This is a genomic window from Actinopolymorpha sp. B17G11 (assembly GCF_040196095.1).
Taxonomy (GTDB): domain Bacteria; phylum Actinomycetota; class Actinomycetes; order Propionibacteriales; family Actinopolymorphaceae; genus Thermasporomyces.
This window is the reverse complement of the sequence record NZ_JBEFTW010000002.1, coordinates 23,815-45,746: the sequence shown is the minus strand read 5'-3', so window position 1 is coordinate 45,746 and position 21,932 is coordinate 23,815. Positions and strand designations below refer to the sequence as shown.

At 69.4% G+C, this 21,932-nt stretch carries 15 protein-coding genes; all 15 read right to left on the bottom strand.

Annotated features, from left to right (window positions below; genetic code table 11):
• Positions 1 to 209: 209 nt before the first annotated feature.
• Positions 210 to 1,391: a Wadjet anti-phage system protein JetD domain-containing protein gene (locus ABN028_RS02595; RefSeq protein WP_349326287.1), complete on the bottom strand. Its 1,182-nt coding sequence runs from the start codon at positions 1,389 to 1,391 to the stop codon at positions 210 to 212.
• The gene (locus ABN028_RS02590; RefSeq protein WP_349695490.1) at positions 1,388 to 4,792 is read right to left on the bottom strand and encodes an ATP-binding protein; all 3,405 of its coding nucleotides are present in this window, start codon (positions 4,790 to 4,792) and stop codon (positions 1,388 to 1,390) included. The genes ABN028_RS02595 and ABN028_RS02590 overlap by 4 nt, the downstream gene beginning before the upstream one ends.
• A 2-nt stretch (positions 4,793 to 4,794) precedes the next feature.
• Positions 4,795 to 5,436 (bottom strand): DUF4194 domain-containing protein, encoded by a 642-nt coding sequence (locus ABN028_RS02585; RefSeq protein ID WP_349695489.1) that lies wholly within the window; start codon positions 5,434 to 5,436, stop codon positions 4,795 to 4,797.
• 53 nt (positions 5,437 to 5,489) lie between these two features.
• Positions 5,490 to 6,986 (bottom strand): DUF3375 domain-containing protein, encoded by a 1,497-nt coding sequence (locus ABN028_RS02580; protein ID WP_349695488.1) that lies wholly within the window; start codon positions 6,984 to 6,986, stop codon positions 5,490 to 5,492.
• A 68-nt stretch (positions 6,987 to 7,054) separates the two neighbouring features.
• On the bottom strand, positions 7,055 to 8,137 hold the full coding sequence (locus ABN028_RS02575; RefSeq protein WP_349326283.1) for an amidohydrolase family protein: 1,083 nt from the start codon (positions 8,135 to 8,137) through the stop codon (positions 7,055 to 7,057).
• A gap of 11 nt (positions 8,138 to 8,148) precedes the next feature.
• The gene (gene ffh, locus ABN028_RS02570; RefSeq protein WP_349695487.1) at positions 8,149 to 9,753 is read right to left on the bottom strand and encodes a signal recognition particle protein; all 1,605 of its coding nucleotides are present in this window, start codon (positions 9,751 to 9,753) and stop codon (positions 8,149 to 8,151) included.
• 105 nt (positions 9,754 to 9,858) lie between these two features.
• Positions 9,859 to 12,192, bottom strand: a complete 2,334-nt coding sequence (locus ABN028_RS02565) for a [protein-PII] uridylyltransferase (protein ID WP_349695486.1) — start codon at positions 12,190 to 12,192, stop codon at positions 9,859 to 9,861.
• Between the two features lie 4 nt (positions 12,193 to 12,196).
• A complete protein-coding gene (locus ABN028_RS02560; RefSeq protein WP_349326280.1) occupies positions 12,197 to 12,535 on the bottom strand; it encodes a P-II family nitrogen regulator in 339 nt (112 codons plus the stop codon).
• Positions 12,532 to 13,884 carry an ammonium transporter gene (locus ABN028_RS02555; protein WP_349326279.1) on the bottom strand — a complete coding sequence of 451 codons (1,353 nt, stop codon included), beginning with the start codon at positions 13,882 to 13,884 and terminating at the stop codon, positions 12,532 to 12,534. Before ABN028_RS02555 ends, ABN028_RS02560 begins: the two co-directional genes overlap by 4 nt.
• 274 nt (positions 13,885 to 14,158) lie before the next feature.
• A complete protein-coding gene (gene pabB, locus ABN028_RS02550) occupies positions 14,159 to 15,538 on the bottom strand; it encodes an aminodeoxychorismate synthase component I (RefSeq protein WP_349695485.1) in 1,380 nt (459 codons plus the stop codon).
• Positions 15,539 to 15,610: 72 nt separating this feature from the next.
• Positions 15,611 to 16,945 carry a BtrH N-terminal domain-containing protein gene (locus ABN028_RS02545; RefSeq protein WP_349695484.1) on the bottom strand — a complete coding sequence of 445 codons (1,335 nt, stop codon included), beginning with the start codon at positions 16,943 to 16,945 and terminating at the stop codon, positions 15,611 to 15,613.
• A 253-nt stretch (positions 16,946 to 17,198) separates the two neighbouring features.
• A complete protein-coding gene (locus ABN028_RS02540) occupies positions 17,199 to 17,462 on the bottom strand; it encodes a thioredoxin family protein (RefSeq protein WP_349326276.1) in 264 nt (87 codons plus the stop codon).
• Entirely contained in the window at positions 17,417 to 17,929 is a 513-nt protein-coding gene (locus tag ABN028_RS02535; protein WP_349695483.1) for a MerR family transcriptional regulator, read from the bottom strand. The genes ABN028_RS02540 and ABN028_RS02535 overlap by 46 nt, the downstream gene beginning before the upstream one ends.
• Before the next feature lie 88 nt (positions 17,930 to 18,017).
• Positions 18,018 to 19,598, bottom strand: coding sequence for a gamma-glutamyltransferase (ggt, locus tag ABN028_RS02530; protein ID WP_349695694.1), 1,581 nt, complete (start codon positions 19,596 to 19,598; stop codon positions 18,018 to 18,020).
• Between the two features lie 77 nt (positions 19,599 to 19,675).
• A complete protein-coding gene (locus ABN028_RS02525; protein WP_349695482.1) occupies positions 19,676 to 21,499 on the bottom strand; it encodes an ABC transporter substrate-binding protein in 1,824 nt (607 codons plus the stop codon).
• Positions 21,500 to 21,932: the final 433 nt, after the last annotated feature.

The following is a 21,932-nucleotide window of genomic DNA, read 5'->3' as shown; positions in this document are numbered from 1 at the left end:
GGAGGTGAGCCAGCGGTGACCGTGTGGGGGTCGGCACGCCGACGGCTCGAGGGGAGCCGGACGATCGCGGGTTGAGAGGGCTCGCGAACGCCGGACTCGGCCGCCCATTGTGCCAGATGGGCAGCGGTGCCCGCCCGGGGCCCACACCAGGGTGTGGGCAGCGGTGCCCGCCCGGGGCCCACACCAGGGTGGCTCGAGGGCGGTTCTCCCTACGCCACCCGCCGCGAGATGCTGGCAAGCGCCCGGGTGATCGCGGCGTAGGAAATCCGCTCCTGTTCCAGTCGGACGCCCGTGCCGAAGGTCTCCTCGACGAGATCGCGGTAGAGCGCGCTCTCCGCCTGGGTCAGGGCGTCGAGGCTGGTGACCACCTGCTTCGCCTCACTCGCCCACTGCCCCTCGTGGGCGAGGAGCGTGGCCCGATCCATCAGCATCGACCTGGTGTGGGGGAACCGGCGCCGCAGCCGGTCGAGGATTGCCAGGCCATGCGTGTCGATGTCTCCCCAGTAGATCAACTCGCGGTCGGCGAGCCATTCCTGACCTTCGAGCAGCGATACCGCGTAGCCCCCACCGAACACCGCGATCGCGTCCGCGACGTCCGGGAAGGCGAGATAGGTGATCTCGTTCTCGATCACGTAGCACGCGGTGCACTCCAGCGGCGCCGACGCGAGTTCCTCGGCCCGGACCGTGATCTCGCTGAACCCACCGCGCAACCGCTCGCCACCGAGGGCGCGGATCCGGAGATAGTCCGGTCGCCGGCGGAATCCGTAGCGCCGGGCAAAGTCCGACGGTGACCGTGCACGGTCGACGCGATCCTCGGCGAGCTGGTGGTCGAGCAGCTCGGCCAGCACCGCGCGGTGCCGCTCCACGAACTTCGTGTCGACCCCGGGAACGTCGATCTGTCGTACGTACATCTCGCCGCTCGGGTGGGCGTCGATCCAGCGGACCGTCTCGACGATCGCGGGCCAGTCGCTCTCCAGCGGGAGCACTTTCAGCGGGTGCGCGATCATCCAGGCGACGAGACGCGGTGCCCTCGACCGCGCATCGGCCACGAGATCGGCGAACGCGGCTGCCTCCCGTTCGACGCCGAGCACCGCCCAGAGTTGGTCGTAGGAATCGATCCACGCCTTCGCCGGCAGCTCGTTGGCGCCGATCAGCCGACCACCGACCCGCCGATGCTCGATCCGGAACCGCCGGCCGGCGCGCCGCCACGAACGGGCCCAGTCCTGAACCTTGGCGAGGTCTGCCCCCAGCTCGCTGACCGCGGGTCCGCGCACGGACAGCCCGAAGGGCTCCCACGGGCGTCCCTCGCCGTACGCCGACAGGAACGTCCCGGCGTCCCAACGGCGTCGGAGTTTGCGCTCGACGTCCGCCGGAGTCGTCCAGGCGCTCACGCCGGCCGGTCCAGGCCGGTCAACGCATGGGCACGCCGGCGTTCGTGGTACTCCTCGATCGTCAGGCACTGCAGGCGCGAGTGATCGCCTTCCCGGGTGTTGTCGACGAAACCGACGGCGGCGACGTACGGCTCGATCACGTGGATCTTCTGCAAGGGCGTCACGATCAGGAGCTGCAGCCCGAGCCGCCGGAAGAGGGCCAGAGCGAACCGGGTCGACTCGTCCGAACCACGGCCGAACGCCTCGTCGATCACGACGAACCGGAACGCCTTGGATCGGACCGCACCCCACTCGAGCTTGAACTGGTAGGCAAGCGACGCCGCCAGGATCGTGTAGGCGAGCTTCTCCTTCTGCCCACCGGACTTGCCGCCGGAGTCGGTGTAGTTCTCGTGCTCGGTGTCGTCCTCCCGCCAACGTTCGGAGGCGGTGAAGACGAACCAGTTGCGGACGTCGGTCACCTGCCTCGACCAGGCACGGTCCGCCTCCGTCTGCCCCTCCCGACCCTGGAACCGCTCGATGATCCGTTTGACCTGGAGGAACTTCTGCTCGGAGTACTGGTCGGACTCGTCGCCTGCCACCGTGCTGTCGGTGCACGCCCGCAACTCGCTCCGGAAGTCGCGGATCTCGGTGTTGGGCGTCGGGTGGTGCTCGAGCCGGATGAACCGACCCGGGTTGTAGTCGATCCCGACCAGGGACTCGTTGATCGTGTCGATGCGTTCCTTGATCAGCTCGACCTGCTTGTTGAGCTGGGCCTGGAAGCTCGCGATGTCGCGGATCGTGTTGGTGTTGAGGTACCGCTTGAACTCGGCCTCGAACCGCGGGAGGTCGTCGTCGTCCAACCTCCGGTGGAGGTCGCGGTACTCGTCCGCGGCGAGGACGGAACTGTCGAAGTCGGCGGTCTCCAGCGGGTGGTTCTGGCGGAACACGCTCATCTTCGTCACCGCCCGGTTGGCCGCCTGGCTCTGCCGGGTCCGCCGTGACTCGACCTGGTCGGTGAGGGCGCGCGTGGTGTCGGCGACGGCGCGGTCGCAGTCAGCCGGTGCGACCAACATCGTCGCGTCGATCCGCTTCTCGAGCCGGTCGAAGAATTCCCTCGAGGTCTCCAGGTCAGCCGCCTGCAGGACCTTGTCGTTTCGGCCGAGGGACTCATAGGCGATCTCGACTTCGCGGTCGAGGCCACCGATCGTGTGCTCGAGCGCCCTACGCCCCTCCTCAGCGGTACGAATCTCTGCCTTGAGGGTCTCGATCTCCTGCCCGATTCGCTCCAGCTCTCCCGACGCCTGCTCGATGCGGCGCTTCTCCGCCGAGAGACCGTCGACCCGTCGTACCAGGTCATTCCAGTCGAGCTCTGAGTAGTCGGCGAACTCGGCGAGCTTGCCCAGCACCGTCCGGCGTTCGATCACGGTGTCGAGGCTCCTGTCGAGCCGCGTGCGCTCGGCACTCAGCTCATGAAGGCGGCGTTGGACCTTGGCGGCCCGCTGGAGGAGCGTGTCGACCTTCTGCTCGTTGGTCCAGCCGAGGACGTAGGAACTCCGGTCGTCGATCCTGCTTCGGTCGTCCTTCTCGTGACGCCCGCCCGCGCCCTTGATCTGGCCGGTCCTGGTGATCGCCCGCTGCGCCCGCCGGAACTCCTCCATGGTCTCCACACAGGCGTAGCCCGCGCGGTGAGCGAGCTCCTTCTCCAGCCAGGGATAGAAGTCCGAGTCCTTGATCTCGAGCTTGGCGAACAGCTGCTGCTCCGCCGCACCCGGCTCCGGCGGGGAATAGGGCACGACCGCCCGCGGGACCCGGTAGTAGATCAGCCGGGCGTTGAGATGGTGGTCGTTGATCCAGTCCGACACCAGTCGGTAGTGCTCGTCCGGCACGAGCATCGACAACCCGAACGGCCGGAGCAGCCGCTCGGCGGCGCCCTCCCACTCCGACCATTGCGGGCGCACCTGGATCAGCTCACCGGCGAAGGGCAGTGTGGCCTCGTCCACCCGGACCTCTCGGCAGAGCCGGTTCCGCAGCTCGAGGCTGTGTGCCGGGAGGTTACTGCGCCGCGACTGCAGGCTCCGGAGCTCCGCGTTCAGCTCGGCGGCCTCCTCCTCCAGCGCCTTCTGGTCGACGGCGACCTCGGTGATCCGGTTCTGGGTGTCGGCGAGTGAGCCGCCGGTGCTGGCGGACTCGGCCAGGATCTGCTGCCGTCTCGCCGGGAACTGCTCGGCATGCTCGACGCCCGTCAGCCCGGCCTCACCCAGAAGTTCGTTGAACCGCTGCCACTTGGCATAGCGGGCCGCACGGGCCTGGTCCGCCTCGGCGATCTGGCGTTCCAGCTCGCCCAACCGGTCACCTCCGTGCCCGGCACGCTCGAGCAGCAGGCTCTGGTGTTTGTCGTACAGCCCCGCGAGGTCTCCGCTCACCTGCTCGAGGTCGGCCCGTCGACGCGCGGTCTCCTGCTCGAGCATCGCGATCTGCTCCTCGAGCAAGGCGGCCTTGCGAGTGGCGAAAAAGTACGGAACTGCTGCGCGTTCGCCTTCCAGGGAACCGATTTCGGCACCGAGCGCGTCGTAGGCGTCGCAGTCGGCGAGCAACGGCTCGAGCTCTTTCAGCTGGTTTCGGGCCTTGACGACAGCGTCGTGGGCCTTGGTGAGATCGTCGAAATGCGCGACCAGACGCTCGATCCAGTCCTTCGCGTCGAACGGCTCGAGCATGTGGGTGCGGACGAACTCGTTCAGGTTGCCGACCGACTTCATCGAGACGGTCTGGTGGAAGAGCTCCATCGCCTGCTCGGACTCGATACCCAGCTGGCGGCGAAAGTGCTTGCCGTAGTCGGGGAAGTGGTCGAAAAGTCTGACTCCACTCCCCCGCAGGCGCTTTCGAAGGCTGGCGATATCGCTGCCGAAGTCGCTGAAGTCGGCCTCGACCGACAGTGCCCGGTCGGCAATGGCGAAGAACCTCTGTGGCTGGCCATGGTTCTGGTCGGTCATCCAGAAGACCTGTGCGAGCGTGACCGTCGAGTCGTAGCCCTCGTTGCCGAAGACCCCGAGGATGACCGAGAAGTCGCCTGGTTTCCGCAGGCTCACCGGGCGGGAGCTTCCGGTCGTCTCACTGCGTTCGGACTTGTAGTAGCCGAGAACGTACGACCGGAGGCTGCGTTCCCTGGTTTCGGCACCGGCGGCCTTGTTGTAGGAGATCCGGTTGGCGGGGAGCAGCAGTGTCGTGACGGCATCGACGAGGGTTGACTTGCCGGAACCGATGTCGCCGGTGAGCAGGGCGTTGTCGCCGCGCAGGTCAAGCACCCACACACGGGCGTCGAACGTGCCCCAGTTGAAGATCTCGAGCCGTTCCAGCCGATGACCTGTCCGCGGGGTGCCCGTGCCGGCGTTCTCCAACTCGACCGCGCTGAACAGCCCCGTCATCCCTATCCTCCGCCCCTGCCGTTACCGCCACCCTCGGCGCCACTCTCGCCATCGGCGTCGCCGTCGGTGGTACCGGCTCCACCGCCAAGCTGTGCCGCATAGGCCGCGATGCGTTCGTCGAAGTCGGCGAGCCACTGACCGTCGACGAATGCCTTCAGTATTCGGCGTACCTCGTAGTGCGGCTCCTGGTCCTTGGTGCGGCGCAGGAAGCCGAGGTCGGTCACCCGCGCGATGTGCGCGTCGATCTGGTCGACGAGCCGAGCCTCGTTGCTCCCGTCCGGCAGGAAGACACGCACCATGTCAACGATCTGATCGCGGCTCAACACGAGTTTGGAGTCTGCGTTGCGGGCATCGAACTCGGTGAGCTTCTTCCGGAGAAGCGCCAGTAGCAGGCTGACGTGGAACGACAACGAGCGCCGGGCGATCAGCCGCGGGATCGCCTGGCCGTTCTGCGCGTTCTGGGCGTTGTCGTCGTCGAGGTCGGGCTTCGAACGCAGGAACGCGTAGCCCTCGGCTTCGTCGATGACGACGGTGAGCCCCAGGACGCCTACGTAGTCGCGTACCTGCGGCTGGAGCTGGAGCAGGTGTCGCCACGGGATCTCGTGGGTGTCGCGGTAGACGACGCCCTTCATCAGATGCGTCACCGCCAACGAGAGACTGGGTTCGGCCGTCCCGGGTCGCCGAGCAGGGCTCACGCTCATCGAAGGGCCCGTTCCGTCGCGTCGGTTGTCCGCACGAACGTCACGCGCGGGAGGCTCGCGACCCGTTGCTGGCCGTCGGCGTCGATCCAGTCGACTTGCTCCCTGACCTCCTCGTCGAACACGACCGCGAAGGAGTCGTCGGCGAGCGACAGGTAGGTGACGAGTTCGGCAAGTCCCTGCTCGAGTGGGTGCTCACCGATGACGTCGCAGAGCCCGACCTGGGCACGCTGCTGCAGGCAGCGCCGGACACCGAGCGAGAGCCGGCTCGGATCCACGAAGACCTGGTTGAAGAGCGCCGACGGGTCGAAGTCGCCCTCGCCGCCTTCGACCCTGCTGTCGATCGGGGCCTTCGCCGTCGGTGTGTAAAGCGGGCGTTCCATCGGCAGGTTGACCGTGGGGGCCGTGCCGTCGATGTCGAACGTCAACGGCGGGACGCCGTGTGCGCGCAGCCGCATCGCGCTGGACTCGATGCTGTGCAGGAGGTCCATCACCCGGCGGTTCTCCAGCCACGCCTGATCGTCGAGGAATCGGCGGAGCTGGTCGGACAGCAGGCGGACTGTCGCCTGGGTGCGTTCGCAGGCGTCGAGCCAGTCGTAGTGGATGTGGCGCATCCGGGGGTCGCGGTCGTCGATCGCCTCGAGCTGCTGGACGCGTTCGAGGAGGTCGGTGAGCTCGGCCTGCCGCCGCGGGGAGAGGAGGAAGTCGTAGAACGCCTGGAAGCTCTTGCCCTGATCGGACTCGGCGATCGCGTGACGGTTGCCGAGCACCTCGTCGAGCAGTTCCCCCTTGGCTCCGCTCCAGCCCGCGACCCGCTCCCGCAGCGCCCGGTCGAGCGAACGGAAGTTGGCCTCGACCTCGCGGAAGTCGGCGAGCAACTCGCGCGCGGTGGTCGCGAACTGCTGGTAGCGGTCGCGCTGGGCGGCCGGTTCGAGCACGTCCACGTTGCCCTTCTCCACCTCGGCGATCTCGACGTCGATGGCGTGCCGGCGCCGGCGCAGCTCGGCGAGGCGGACCTCGGGATCGTCCTCGGCGCCATAGACCATCTGCCGGAGCAGGTCGAACAGCGTGTTGAGGCGCGACTCGGTGCCGACGAACGCCCTGGACCGCAGCGTCGCCACCCATGACAGCGCCTTCTCGACCGCGGGGGTGGCGTCGAAGTGTGGTTCGTCGGACCCGGCCGGGTAGTACTTGCGGAGCCACCCGGCCTCCGGCGCCGCCCAGTCGTCGAGATAGGCCGTCGCGCGGCGGGGGAAGGTCGCAGGGCCCAGGCGTTCGTTGAGGGCGTAGAGCTCGTCGTCGAGCCGGCTGGCAAGGGCCGAACTCGAGATGGATCGGATGTTGTCCTCCACGAACACCTTGGCCAGGAAGCTGAGGATGAGCGGGGCGTGATCGGCACGCAGCAGCTTCCACGCCGAGCTGTGTCGGCGAAGCGTCTCGATTTCGTCGAAGGACACCGCGCCCCACCGTCCGTCGCCGTCTGACCGATCCCTCATGTTCGACCCTCGTGTACCGACCGTCATGAATCGACCCTCATGATAGGGACGGCGCAGGACAGATCCGCTCAGGCGACGACGGCGCCACGCAGGACGATCCGGGTGGGCGCGGCGAGCGCCCGGAGATCGTCGAGCGGATCGGCGTCGTAGACCACGAAATCGGCCGGCGCGCCCTCGGTCAGACCGGGATTGGCACCGAGCCATTCCCGGGCCCGCCAGGAGCCGGCGGCGAGGGCGTCGCGCCGCGTGAGCCCCACCCGCTCGTGCAGCAGGCGGATCTCGGTGGCGATGAGCCCGTGCGGCAGCACCCCGCCCGCGTCGGTCCCCGCGTAGATCGCGACGCCGGCCTCGGCAGCCGCCCGGAGCGTGTCGTCGACCCGGTCGTAGAGGGCACGCATGTGGGACGCGTAGGCCGGGAACTTCGCCTCGCCCTGGTTCGCGTACTCACCGAAGTTGTCGAGCTGGCGCCGGGTGGGTACCAGCGCGACTCCGCGCTCGGCCATGGTGCTGATCAGGTCGGCTGAGAGTCCGGTGCCGTGTTCGAGGCAGTCGATGCCGGCCGCGAGCAGGTCGGGCAGGGCGTCCTCGCCGAAGACGTGCGCGGTCACCCGGGCGCCCATCTCGTGCGCCTTGGCGATCGCGGCCGAGAGCGCGTCACCCGGCCAGCAGGGTGCGAGGTCGCCGGCGTCGCGGTCGATCCAGTCGCCGACCAGCTTGACCCAGCCGTCGCTCCGGCGCGCCTGCTCGGCCACGGTGTCGACCAGCTCGTGCGGCTCGATCTCCACGCCGTAGTTGCGGATGTAGCGCTTCGTACGCGCGATGTGGCGGCCGGCCCGAATGATGTGCGGCAGGTCGTCGCGCTTGTCGATCCACCTGGTGTCCGCGGCACTGCCGGCGTCGCGCAGCAGCAGGGTTCCAGCGTCGCGGTCGGCCAGGGCCTGCCGCTCCTGCTCGTCGGCGGGGACGGCGCCGTGGGCATCGAGGCCGACGTGGCAGTGGGCGTCGACGAGACCGGGTACGACGAAACCCTCGGCCACCGTCTCGGCACCCGCCACCCGGGTGGAGGTGATCCTGCCTCCGACGACGTAGAGATCGCGGTAGTCGCCTTCGGGGAGCACGACCCCGCGTACCCGGAACGGTTGGGTACTCATCCGTGCCGCGCTCACTTGCCGTCTTTCCCCAGCATGTCGCGAAGCTCCTCGGGGAGCTCGAAGCCGTCCGGCACCTCCGCCCGGCCCTGACCCTGTGCCCGCATCAGGTCGGCGATGTCGCCGCCGAGCGCGGGCATGGTGGGCTCGGGCTCGACCGCCTCCTGGGCAGCGATCGCACCCTGCCGGGCCCGCTTGGCGGGGTTACCGGAACGCCCGGAGCGCTGCTTCTTGCCGGCCTTGGCCTTCTTGGCCTTGCGGTTTCCGCCACCGCCACCGCCCATGCCGGGGATCCCGGGCATTCCGGGGATCCCCTTGCCCTGGCTGAGCTGGCTCATCATCTTGCGCGCCTCGAGGAACCGCTCGACCAGCAGGTTGACGTCGTTGACCTTGGTGCCCGAGCCGTTGGCGATGCGCAGCCGGCGGGAGCCGTTGATGAGCTTCGGATCCTCCCGCTCGGCCGGTGTCATCGACCGGATGATCGCCTCCACCCGGTCGAGCTCGCGGTCGTCGAGCTGGTCGACCTGGTTGCGGATCTCGCCGAGGCCGGGGAGCATGCCGAGGATCTTCGACAGCGAGCCCATCTTGCGAACGGCCTGCATCTGGGCGAGGAAGTCCTCGAGGGTGAAGCCACGCTCGGTCTTGAGCTTCTCGGCGACCCGGTTGGCCTGGTCCTCGTCGAACGCCTGCTCGGCCTGCTCGATGAGGGTGAGGACGTCGCCCATGCCGAGGATGCGCGAGGCCATCCGGTCGGGGTGGAAGACGTCGAAGTCGTCGAGCTTCTCGCCGTTGGACGCGAACATCACCGGCCGGCCGGTGACGTGGCGTACGGACAGGGCAGCACCACCGCGAGCGTCACCGTCGAGCTTGGCCAGCACCACACCGTCGAAGCCGACGCCGTCGCGGAACGCCTCGGCGGTCGTCACGGCGTCCTGGCCGATCATCGCGTCGACGACGAACAGGATCTCGTCGGGCTTGACGGCATCGCGGATGTCGGCGGCCTGCGCCATCATCTCCGCGTCGACGCCGGTCCGACCCGCGGTGTCGATGATCACGACGTCATAGAGCTTGCTCCGGGCGTGGTCGACGCTCTGCCGGGCCACCTCCACCGGGTCGCCGACGCCGCTGCCCGGCTCCGGCGCGAACACCGCGACGCCCGCCTGCTCGCCGACGACCTGCAGCTGCTGGACGGCGTTCGGGCGTTGCAGGTCGGCGGCAACCAGCACGGGCTGGTGACCCTGGCCCTTCAGCCATCGGCCCAGCTTGCCCGCCAGCGTGGTCTTACCGGCACCCTGCAGACCGCAGAGCAGGATCACCGTCGGCGGCGTCTTGGCAAACCGCAGCCGTCGCGTGTCGCCGCCGAGGATCTCGATGAGCTCCTCGTTGACGATCTTGATGACCTGCTCGGCCGGGTTGAGGGCCTGGTGCACCTCGGCGCCCCGGGCGCGCTCCCTGACCCGTCCGATGAAGTCACGGACGGCCGGCAGCGCGACGTCGGCCTCCAGCAGTGCGATGCGTATCTCACGACATGTCGTGTCGATGTCGGCATCGGAGAGCCGGCCCTTGCCGCGAAGCCGCTTGAAAGTTGCCTCGAGGCGATCAGAAAGTGTGGCGAACACGGTGACAGTCCCGGTCCTTGCTCGGCGGGTGGGGTCCTGGCCAGGGTAGCCGTCTTGTCCGGGTTCGATGGAGCGACCACCACCAGCGACCCGACGAAACCTCTCTCAGGTGAGTGTCGTCGCGAACGAGTCGAGGAGTTGGGCGAGGGCGGTGTGGCCGAGCGGTCCACCGTCGGGTCCCGTCAGATAGATCACGTCGACGGCCTCACCGGCCCAGGTGCTGACGTGCGCCGAGCGCACCGAGGCGTCCGCAGCCGCCACCGCCGTACAGATCTGGTGGAAGAGTCCGGGTCGGTCGTGGGCGCGGATCTCCACCACCGTGGCGGTAGCCGACGCGTCCGGCACCACGCGGACATCCGCGGGCGCCAGAGGGCTGCGGTGGTTCGCGTCCAGCCTGGACAGCCGCTCGGCAAGGTCGCTGGCTCCCGCCGAGCTGGACAGCGCGGCGGCCAGGCGTTCGCGCAGGATCGCCGCGTCGGGCGGGTCGCCGACGACGGCCCAGATGGACACGCCCACGCCGTCCACGGTCTCGACCGAGGCGGACTGCACGGACAAGCGGGCGAGAGCGAGTACGCCGGCCACTGTGGCGAGCAGGCCCACCCGGTCGGGCGCCACGGCGGTCAGGCAGGTCGTGTCCGACCGTACGGGAGAGCTGGGCTCGACAACCACGTCGAGCCGGCCCCGCTCGGCGAGGGCGCGCTGCCAGTGCTGGAGCGGCTCGGGAACGGGCAGGTGGCCGCGTTCGAGCTGGCTGCGGACGCGGACGACGAGCCTCGCCAGCAGTCCGGCCCGCCACGGCGTCCAGGCGGCGGGGCCGGTCGCCTTCGCGTCGGCCTCGGTGAGCGCGGCCAGCAGGTCGAGGAAGTCGGCGTCTCCCACGGCGGCGGCGACCCGCGCGATCGTGGCGGGATCGTCGAGGTCGCGCCGGGTGGCGGTCTCGATCAGCAGGAGGTGCTGGCGGACGAGCCCGACGAGCGTGTCGACGTCGGCCGGTGTGAAGCCCCACTCGGCGGCGATCTTGCCGGCGAGCACGGCACCCCGCTCGCTGTGACCCTCACCCTCCCCCTTGCCGATGTCGTGCAGCAGCGCGGCCACGAGAAGGAGGTCGGGCCGGTTCACCCGGCGGACCAAGGTCGCCGCGTGTACGCAGGTCTCCAGCAGGTGCCGGTCGACGGTGTGGCGATGCACCGGGGAGTATTGCGGTGCACAGCGCACCCGCTCCCACTCCGGCAGGACGCGTCCGATCAGGCCCGCCTGGTCGAGCGTCTCCCAGACCGGCAGCAGGTCATGTCCCGCGCCGAGCAGCGCGGTGAACAGCCGGCGCGCCTCGGCCGGCCAGGGGACCGGGAGCCTCGCCCGGCTGGCCGCGAGTCGCTCGGCCGTGTGCGGCGCGAGCAACAGCCCCCGGTCGGCGGCAGCGTACGCGGCCCGCAGGGGCAGCAAGGGATCCGAACCCCACCGGGTGGCGGAGTCGGGAGCGAGGACGACCTCGCCGTCGACGGCCGCGACGCCGGGGGCGAGCGGCGTGAGCTGCGGACCAGGCCGAGGCCGCGTCCTGCCGACCCGGCGACCCGACCGTGCCGCCAGCCCGCGCCCGGCCCGCCGCCAGGCGATGTCGGCGGTGTGGCTCATGGTGCGCCCGAGCTGGTAGACGTGGCGCAGGAGCGCGTCCCGGTCGGCAAGGCCGCAGCCCTGGGCGACGTCGGCCTGCAGGTCGGCCAGCAAGCGGTCGGTGGGCTTGCGGCCGGCAACCTGGTGGAGCACGTCGCGGACGTCCAGCAGGTCGGCGCGCATCCGCGCCAGCGCCGCGTGCGGGATCTCCACCAGCCACGTCGCTGCCAGCGCCCGGAGGACAACGCCATCGCGAAGTCCGCCGCGGGCCTCCTTCAGGTCAGGTTCGAGCAGGAACGCCAGCTCGCCGAACCGATCGGCCCGCCGCCGGCAGCTCTCCTCGAGCTCGGGCAGCCGCTGCCGCGCGCTCCGCCGCCATCCGGTGAGCAGGGTCGTCCGCAGCTTGATCGTCAGCGCGGCATCACCGGCGACGTGCCGCGCGTCCAGCAACGACAGGGCCGAGCGTAGGTCGGAGTCGGCGGCTTCCGTTGCCTCCTCGAGCGTCCGGACACTGTGGTCGAGGGGCACTCTGGCGTCCCAGAGCGGATACCACAGGCCCTCGGCCACGGTGGAGACGTCGGTGCAGCGTTCGTCGTCGTAGAGCAGAAGGACGTCGAGGTCGCTCGCGGCCGAGAGCTCGCCCCGGCCGTAGCCGCCCAGGGCGACCACCGCGACACCGCCGCCGGCGGTCTCGTCGGGCAGTGCAGCGGCGAGCAGGTCCCGCAGACGCGCGTCGGCGGCATCGGTGCGCTCCGCCCGCGAGCGGCTGACCGAGGTCAGTCGCTCGCGCTGCGGTGGTGCGTCAGCCGATGCCGCCGTCGACGTCAAGGCCCTACAGCGCCTCCTGCCCGCTCTCGCCGGTACGTACCCGGATGACGGTCTCGACCGGGACGACCCAGACCTTGCCGTCGCCGATCTTGCCGGTGTGGGCGCTCTTGGTGACCACATCGACGATGTCCTCGACGTCGGAGTCGTCGACGACGATCTCGACCCGCACCTTGGGCACCAGGTCCACTTCGTACTCCGCGCCACGGTAGACCTCGGTGTGGCCCTTCTGCCGGCCGTAGCCGCTGGCCTCCGTGATGGTCATACCCGAGACGCCGAAGGCCTCGAGAGCCGCGCGTACCTCGTCGAGCCGGTGTGGCTTGATGACCGCTGTCACCAGCTTCATCGGGCCACGCTCCCTTCCTTGTTCCCAGCCGCGTCGGCGGTAGCCGGTACGGCGCCGTCGGAGCCTTCTTTGGTGAGGACGTGAGCGCGGGAGCCGCCGCTGATCGTCGAGAAGTCGTACGCCGTCTCCGCGTGCTCGGCGAGGTCGATGCCGCTGACCTCGTCGTCGGTGCTGACCCGGAAGCCCATCGTCTTGTCGATGACCTTGCAGATGACATAGGTCAGGACGAACGAGTAGACCAGAACCGCGCCCGCCGCGATGACCTGCTTCCACAGCTGGGTGAAGCCGCCACCGTAGAGCAGACCGTCGACGCCCGCCGGCGCCACCGCCGCGGCGAGGAACCCGATGAGCAGGGTTCCGACCAGGCCGCCGACGAGGTGGACGCCCACCACGTCGAGCGAGTCGTCGTAGCCGAACTTCGACTTGAGCGAGACCGCTAGTGCACACAGCACGCCGGCCGCGACACCGACAAGGATCGCGCCGATCGGTGTGACCGCGGCGCAGGCCGGTGTGATCGCCACGAGTCCCGCCACCGCACCGGACGCGGCACCGAGTGTCGTCGGTTTGCCGTCCCGGATCTTCTCCACGAGCAACCAGCCGAGGACCGCGGCGGCCGTTGCCACCTGCGTGTTGATGAACGCGACCCCTGCGGCACCGTTCGCGGCCACTGCCGAACCGGCGTTGAACCCGAACCAGCCGAACCACAGCAGGCCGGCGCCGAGCAGAACCAGCGGCAGGTTGTGTGGACGCATCGGCTCCTTGCGCCAACCGATGCGCTTGCCCAGGACCAGGGCGGCCGCGAGACCCGCCGCGCCGGCGTTGATGTGGACGGCGGTACCACCCGCGAAGTCGAGGGCCTGGAGCCGGTCGGCGATCCAGCCGCCGTCGCCGTCGTTGAAGAAGAAGACCCAGTGCGCGACCGGGAAGTAGACGATCGTCGCCCAGGCCACGACGAAGACGATCCAGGCGCTGAACTTCGCCCGGTCGGCGATCGCGCCCGAGATCAACGCAACGGTGATGATGGCGAACATCGCCTGGAAGGCGACGAACACCGTTGAGGGCAATGTGCCGGACAGTGAGTCCTCGCCCAGCAGACCCCTCAGGCCGACAGCTTCGAGGTTGCCGAGGAGGCCACCTCCGATATCGGTCCCGAACGCCAGCGAGTAGCCGTACAACACCCACAGGATGCTGACGACGGCAATCGCGGCGAAGTTCATCATGAGCATGTTGAGTACGCCCTTGGCCCGGACCATGCCGCCGTAGAACAAGGCGAGTCCAGGTGTCATCAGTAGGACGAGGGCGGAACTGGCCAACACCCAGGCGGTGTCGCCTGCGCTGAGCTCGGGCATCGCTTCTCCTCGCGAGTTCGTCCGAACCTTCGGGTGATGCTCTCGTGGTGGAACCCGACGGTGGGCCCACCGCGGCCACGGGGCGCCGGCCCTGTTCCTCCAGGTACCGGGGCCACCCGCGGATGGATCTGGCAAGCGTGGTCTGGCCGTGTTTCGCAGGCTGCCGCCGTATGTTGCGGACCGATGACGGAAGGCCGGTCCGATGTGAATTCCGTGTGAACTACGCTCCGCCACCAACCGGGTGCGAGGGCCCGAAAGGGACGATCGCGGAGTGTCAGACCCGGCCCGCGAGCGCCCGCAGCGGGACCGCCGCCTTGAGCAACATTTCGTCGTACTCCTCCCCCGGGTCGGAGTCGAGCACGATCGCCCCACCTGCACCCACCGTGAGCAGACCGGCATGGACGACGGCGGTACGGATGACCACGCTGAGGTCGGCGGTGCCGGCGAGTCCGAAGTGTCCGACCGCGCCGGAGTAGACGCCCCGCGGGCGGTCCTCCAGCTCGTCGAGGATCCGCATCGTCCGTAGCTTCGGAGCACCGGTCATCGACCCCGGGGGAAAGCACGCGCGGACCGCCTGGACCGCGCTCACGTCGGCGCGCAGGCGGCCGCGGACCGTGGAAACCAGCTGGTGCACGGTGGCGTAGGACTCGACGGAGAGGAATGCCGGAACGCTGATCGTGCCGGGCTCGCACACGCGGCCGAGGTCGTTACGCAGGAGGTCGACGATCATGAGGTTCTCGGCCTGCGTCTTCGAGCTCGTCGCGAGTTCCTTGCACAGCAGTGCGTCGATACCGGGGTCGGCGGCGCGGGGCGCCGTCCCCTTGATCGGTCGCGACTCGGCGTGACGCTCCGCGTCGACGGTGAGGAACCGTTCGGGCGAGGCCGAGAGGACGTGGGCGTCTCCGAGCCGTAGGTAGGTGGCGTAGGGCGCGGGGTTGATCCGCCGTAACCGCCGGTAGAGCAACCATGGATCCGCGTCGCAGGGCAGCTCCACGGAATTGGTGAGACAGATTTCGTAACTCTCACCGGCCCGCAACCGGTCAAGACAGGTTTCGATGTCGGCGACGTAACGGTCCCGCGGACGGACGAGCCATGGTTCGGGGTCCACCCCGGCGGCGGGTTCCGACCAGTCCCCCTGTGGTGTCGCCGCGCGGGACAGGTCCCGCAACCGGGCGAGAGCGCCGTCGATCCACAGCGGCGGCTCGCCCGTGGTCGCCAGCTCGCACACCCAGGTCCGCGCGTCGCGATGGTCGACGACGACGAACCTCGTCGCCGACATCCAGGTCGCATCGGGCAGCGGGGCCCGGTGGGAACTGGCGACGCCCTCGTACGCCTTCAGCTCATAGCCGAGGTAACCCACGTAACCGCAGGCGAGAGCGGGCGGCAGACCGTCGGGCACACGGACGGTCCGGGCGGCGAGCCGGCGTTCGAGGGCGTCGAACACCGTGTCGGCGCCCCGGTCGGTGACCCTGGCGTGCAGGACGTCGCCGTGCGGACCGCCCGCGTCTCCGAGCAGGGAGTAACGGGCGGGGCCGGCCACGAGGCTGCTGTCCAGCCAGAAGGCCCACCGGCTGGCCCCGAACAGGGCCTCGAACGCCTGCTCGGCGTCCACCTCGCCGGCCAGCTCCCGGCAGTGGAGGACCCAGCTCGTCACCGCACCAGGCTACGGAGTCCCGCGGGCGGCCCCGGTGCGCACCTCGGCGTGCACCACGTCGACGCCGCTGACTCAACCGGTAAGGACGTCGACCGCCCGGCGTTCGAGGTCGGTCGCCTGCTCGACAAGTCCCGCCAGCCGGTCGAGCAGCTCGCGCAGGACCGCCTCGCCCGGCGGCGCCGCGGCGTAGGCGTCGGTGAGCTCGTCGACCCGCGAGGTCACCGCCCGGATCTCCTCGGCCGCCCCACCGTCGAGCAGCAGTCCGAGCCGTTCCTCGACCATCGCGTCGTACGCGGCGAGTGCCGGCAGCTCCGCGGGCAGCGCCGCCGCCGCGAGCGCCGACCACACGTCGCCCGAACGCCGGAAGAGATCCGCAGCCTCGAGGTAGGCCGGATCGTCGACGACCCCGGCGGCCTCGGCCAGGAAGTCGGCGTACAACGGCCGCGTCGCGCCCGGCCCGGTGTACTCCACCTCCAGGCAGTCGTGCAGCCGGCGGACACCGGCGAACAAGGCCCGGGGGTCGGCGAACCTCACCGCCCACCCGGTCTTTCCGCGGGGATCGGCGAGCTGTTCTGCCAGCCTCCGCATCCCGGAAAAGCCGAAGTTGACGTCGAAGGTGTTACCCAGGACCGGCCCCGTGAGGTGCGCGCAGGTGGTGGCGACCGCATCCCGCACGGCCGCCGCGAGGTCGACCGGCCGCTCCGGCGCGACCACGGCCAGCATCGCGTGCCGCCCCCTGCGGTGGGCAGCCCACGCGGCGAGGAACTCCGGCAGCGGCAGCGACCAGGGCCGCACGCTCTCGTCGTCGAGCAGCACCCGCTTTTCCCCACCCTCGTCGTCGAGACCACAGACGAGAACGTCGTACGGGTCCGCGTAGCCCTCGCCACAGGCGAGTCCGTGCCAGGGCAGGCCGGCACGGTCGACGGTGCAGAGCGCCGGCTTTCCGGCGGCCAAAGCGGCGCGGAGGTTCTGCTCGGCGGTCCGTGCGCTGGACGTCCGGAGGCTTTCCGCCGGCGTGCCGATCCGGCGGAGCGCCGCCGGGACGAACGGCTCGGGGTGGTGTCTGGCGACGATCGTCATCGTCGGCAGCTCGCCGGCGTAGGAGAAGACGGCGTACATGAAGCCGATACCACCGGTGAGCCCGGCGAGCATGGCCTCGGTGTACGGCTCATTCGTGTGTGGGGCCCGGACGCCCACGGCGTCGAGGGCATGAGCCAGCGCCGCCGACGCGTGATGCTGGCCGCCACCGAACCCGCGGTAACCGGGAAGCAGACCCGGGTAGGTCGCCGACGTGACGGTGTTGAGGGACGCTTGGGCGAGAACGTGTCGCCGCGCGGTGGTGTAGGACTCGTTGGTGCGGGCCATCCGAGCCCGGACCAGTCGCTTGAAGGACCGGCGTACGGTCATGGTTCGACCTCTCCTGACAACCCGCGCGCACCCCACGCCTCACCCGGGCCGCCGGACAGGGTTCCACCATGGACGGTGACATCGAACACCGGTGACCAGACCGCCGTCCCGAGGACACGTGTCCCCTTCGCCTCCGCGAAAGCCGGGCGGCGTGGGCGCGCGGTCAGGAGGTCTGGCGCAGGACGGCGCCGAGACACAGCCTAGTCCCGCCGGTCACCACCGCGTCCTCGGGAGCCTCGCGTTCCGCGGCGGCTCAAAGGCCCAGCGGCTCCCTGAACTCAGCGATCAGCCGCGCCTTCGACCTGGCACCGACGATCATGTGCACGAGCTCGCCGTGCCGGTAGACCTGCAGCGTCGGGTTGGCCCTGACCTGGCAGGCGGCGACCGTCTGCGGGTTCTCGTCCGTGTTGACCTTCGCCACCGTGATCCGGTCGGCATGCTCGGTCGCGATCTCCTCCAGTACGGGCGCGATCATCCGGCAGGGAGGGCACCAGGCTGCCCAGAACTCGACGAGCACGGGCCGATCACTGGCGAGAACCCGTTCGGCGAAGTCGGCGTCGGTGACGGTGACGGTGTCGGTGACGGTGTCGGCGCTGGCGACGGGACGGTGCGGCATGGCTGGTCTCCTGTCGTACGACGAAGGGCGCTGGCGAGCTGCGCCTCGACCCGGGCCCGGGTGGCCCGAAGCCGGTCGATGCACCCGTCGAGCTCGGCGAGCTTGCGGCGGTAGACCGCGACGGAGTTGGGGCACACGTCCCCCGCGTCGTTGCCGGCGCGCAGGCACTCCACGAAGGGTCGGGTGTCCTCCAGCGAGAACCCGATGGCGAGGAGCGATCTGATCTCGGTGACGATCCGTTCGTCCGCGCTGCCGTAGTCGCGGTAGCCGTTCGAGCTCCGGCGCGCCGCGAGCAGGCCCTGAGCCTCGTAGTAACGCAGCGCACGGGTGGTCGTGCCGGTCCGCTCGGCAAGCTCTCCGATCCGCATCTGACCTCCTCACCAGCGACCGTAGACCTTGACGCCGACGTCAAGGCCAGTCGTGGCGAGCGGTATTCCCGCGCGAATGGCGGGGCCCTCAGAACCCCAGGACGAGGCCCTCCTGGCGGGGGTCGGATCCACCGGCGAGCACGCCAGTGTCCGGATCACGGGCGATGATCTGCGCGCCGCTCAGACAGCTCCAGTCCCCGTCGACGACGATCGTGTGACCGCGGTCGCGAAGCGACTGTGCGTACTCCTCACCCACCCGTCCCTCGAGGGTCAGCTCGAATCCGGTCGCCGGCCCAGAGCCGAAGCCCGTCGAGCTGAACCACAGCGGCTGCTCGACGGTCTGCTGGGCGTCCCAGCCACCGTCGACGAGACCGACCACGGTCTGGAGGTTCCACTGCGGCTGCCGGTCGCCGCCCGGCGTACCGCCCGTGACGACCAGCTGGCCGGCCGGATCGGCGATGAGGTAGCAGTTGAGCGTGTGCATGGGCTTCTTGCCGGGCGCGTAGACGTTGGGATGACGGTCGTCGAGGGAGAAGGCCGACGCGCGGTTGTTGAGCACGACCCCGGTGTCGCCGGCTACCACGCCACTGCCGAAGTTGGCGGCGACGGACTGGATCAGCGACACCATCATCCCGTCGCCGTCGACGACGTTCAGATAGGTCGTGTGCCCCTCGTCGAACCTGCCCGCCGAGATGTCCGTCTGGGCCCGGTCGCCGATCCGCGCCGCCCGCCGCGCGGCCCAGTCCTTCGACAGCAGCTGGTCGACGGGCGACTCGCCTGCCGCCGGATCCTTCAGGTACGCATGCCGGTCGGCGAACGCCAGCCGGATCGCTTCGACCAGCAGGTGCGTGGCGGCTGCCGTCCCCACGCCGAGCGCCGGCAGGTCGAAGCACTCGGCGATGTTGAGCGCCTCCAGCAGGATGATTCCCTGGCTGGGCAGGGCCGTCTGGAACACGGTGTGGTCGCGATAGGTCGTCGAGAGCGGCGCCGACACGGTCGTGCGATGGTCGGCGAAATCGGTCGTACGCAGAGCACCGCCGACCTCGGCGAGGTACGCCGAGATGCGTTCGGCGATCTCTCCCTGGTAGAAGACGTCCGCACCTCCCGCCGCGACAGTCTCCAGCGTCCGCGCGAGGTCCTCCTGCCGGAAGACGCTGCCAGGCTCGGGCGGATGGCCGCCGGGCAGGAACACCCTCGCCGACGCCGGCAGTCGCCCGAGCAGGTCGGCGAACTTCGCGATGAACGACACGAGCACCGGGGAGATCGCGTGCCCTCGCGCGTAGTCGATCGCCGGCTCGACGAGTTCGGCGAACGGCCGGCTCCCCCACTGCTCGAGCAGCGTGAAGTACGCATGGACCATGCCCGGCACCGTCACCGAGAGCGGGCCGTTGGATGGCATGCGTACACCGTCGTGCGCCTGCCGCATCGCCTCGAGGGAGGCGCCACGCGGGGCTATGCCGCTCCCCTGGACCGAGCTCACCCGGCCCGCCCCACCGTTCGCCGCGGGGTCGTGGACCAGGGCGAAGAGGTCGCCGCCGAGCCCGCACATCTCCGGCATGACGACCGCCGCCACCAGTCCGGAGGCGACCGCGGCGTCAACGGCGTTGCCCCCTGCCGCGAGCGTGCGCAACCCCGTGCTCGTCACCAGTGGATGCGACGAGGCGACCATGCCGTGGCGCGCGAAGGCAGGTGCGATCCGGCGGCGGGGCCAGTCGAAGGGTTGTCCGTCGGTCCGTGGAAACCCGATCACTTGGCGCCTTTCGCCGGGGTCAGCCGTCCTGCGTACATCAGCATGATCGTGAAGTTGTCGGCGTACGGTGAGTTCTGCAGGATCGGATCGCTGTCCGGCGGCCACTTCCCGGCGCGCTCACCCTCCAGGCACGGATTGTTTCCGTACCTCTCGAACAGCGGGATCATCGGCAGCAACTCGTTGAAGGCAAGAGCGATGTTGGTCACGCTCTTCTTCTGCGCGGCCTCGTCCAAGCCTTCGCCCGCCTCGATCACAAGCCTTTCGAGGTCGACCTCGCCGAGCGCCTTCGTGGTCTGCTCCAGCTCGAACCCCATGCCCCGACCGCCCTGGTTGGCCGCGACCGGGATGTTGTGCGTGAACAGGTCCTGGACGAACGCGAAGTGGGGGTGCGGGTGGGCCGACGTCCCCCACGCCTGGATCGCGAGGTCGAAGGCGCCCTTGTCGACGTCGATCGGCTGCTGCGCCTCGGTGACGCCGCGCGCGGTGACGGCGATGCCGAACGCCGAGAGCTGCTTGGCGGCGTTCTGCCCGGCGGCGGACCAGTCGGCGTACTCCGCCGGGAAGCTGAGCTCGTAGCGCGCCGGCTCACCGTCCGGTGTCAACCACTGCTTGCCGTCCTTCGTCCAGCCCGCCTGGGCCAGCAGGTCGGCGGCCTTGTCCTGGTCGTAGGAGTACTTCTCCAACCGGTCCTGGTCCTGCGTCGAGAGCCACTCGGGGACGAGGTTGTCGGAGAATCCGGCCATGTACTCGACACCTACGCCGGAGTCGGCGAGGGAGACCTGGCCGTTCTGGTTCCGGTCGACCGCGTGGGCGAGCGCCTGCCGTGCCCGGACGTCGCCGAACTCCTTCAGCTTGTCGAGGTTCATGAGCAGCGCCGGGCCGGAGTACACCGGCGGGCGGATGATCCGGAACCCCGTCTTGATCATCTGCTTCTCGGTGGCGACCGGGAAGCCGTGGGTGGCGTAGTCGAGATTGCGGGCCAGCACGATCGGCGTGATCGTCGGTGTCTCGCCGTTGAAGACGACCACCTTGTCGAAGGCCACCTTGTCCGCCGCGTACCCCTTGGGGTTCTTGACCAGACTCAGCTGCGCGTTGGTGATGCTGTCGTAGTCGTAGGTGAACGGGCCGGAGGCGATCGCCTCCTTCGGCCGGTACGCCTGGAACTCCTCGTTGAGCTTCTTGCCCTCGGGCGTGTCGAGGTCCTTGCCGTCGGCGAAGAGCTGCTCGGCCTTGCGCGCCCACTCGCCGTAGGTCGCGTCGGAGTGGAGACGCTGACGCAGGACGTAACGTTCGACGACGGTCGAGGGCTTGCGCATGGTGAGCACGACCGTGTGGTCGTCGGGTGCCTCCACCTTGTCGATGTACTCCCAGAGGGAGTTGCGCATGATCCGCAGGCACCAGTACGTCGTGAGCGCGTCCCGGCTCGTGATCGGCTTGCCGTCGCTCCACGTGAGTCCCTTGCGGAGCGTCATGGTGAACGTGCTCGCCGCCTCGTCGGTGTTCCACTTCTCGGCGAGCATCGGCTCCCAGGTCTGTTCCTTCCACCGGAACATCGCGCCGGGAGCGAGGATGAGGTCGATGTAGAAATGGTCGCCGAGAATCGAGTCGGTGACGCCGTCCATGAGGTTGAAGTGACCCTTCGGCGGCACCTGGAACGCCGTGCCGCCGTGGAACTCGGCGACCTGCGCACCGGCGCCGGAACCGCCACCGCCACCTCGTTGGCAGGACATGAGAAGCCAGGCCGTCCCGCCGGCTCCGGCGAGTTGAAGGGCGTGCCGCCGGGAGATGCGGGTCTCAGACCGCGGTTGTGATGAGGTCATGGCGCCCGATTGTGTCGCTCCACGCCCGATATCGAAAGCTTACGAGCAGGTTAGGCCAGCATCGGACAGCGCCGGCTTCCCTTTGTGCACAAGGCTTTTCCAGCGTGTGCCGGGGTTAACCCGCAAGTGACTCCATCCAGTGATCATGACGCTGATCAACGCCGCTGAACCAGACGGTGACCAGTGCCGCTGAGCCATGGCGCTGACTACGCCGACCACGACGCGACGGTGATCATGACAGAGACCATGAAGCGCAACGGGGCCATGTGCCCGAACGCCTTCATGTGCCCGAACGCCTTCATGATCACGCAAGCCGCGGCTATTCCGCTGCCACTGGAAGCGAGCTTCGCCGGAACGCGACGCCAGCGCCGGCCGCCAAGGCGACGCGGTGTGGCCGACGCCAGACCTCCCATGATCATGAAGCCAGACCGGA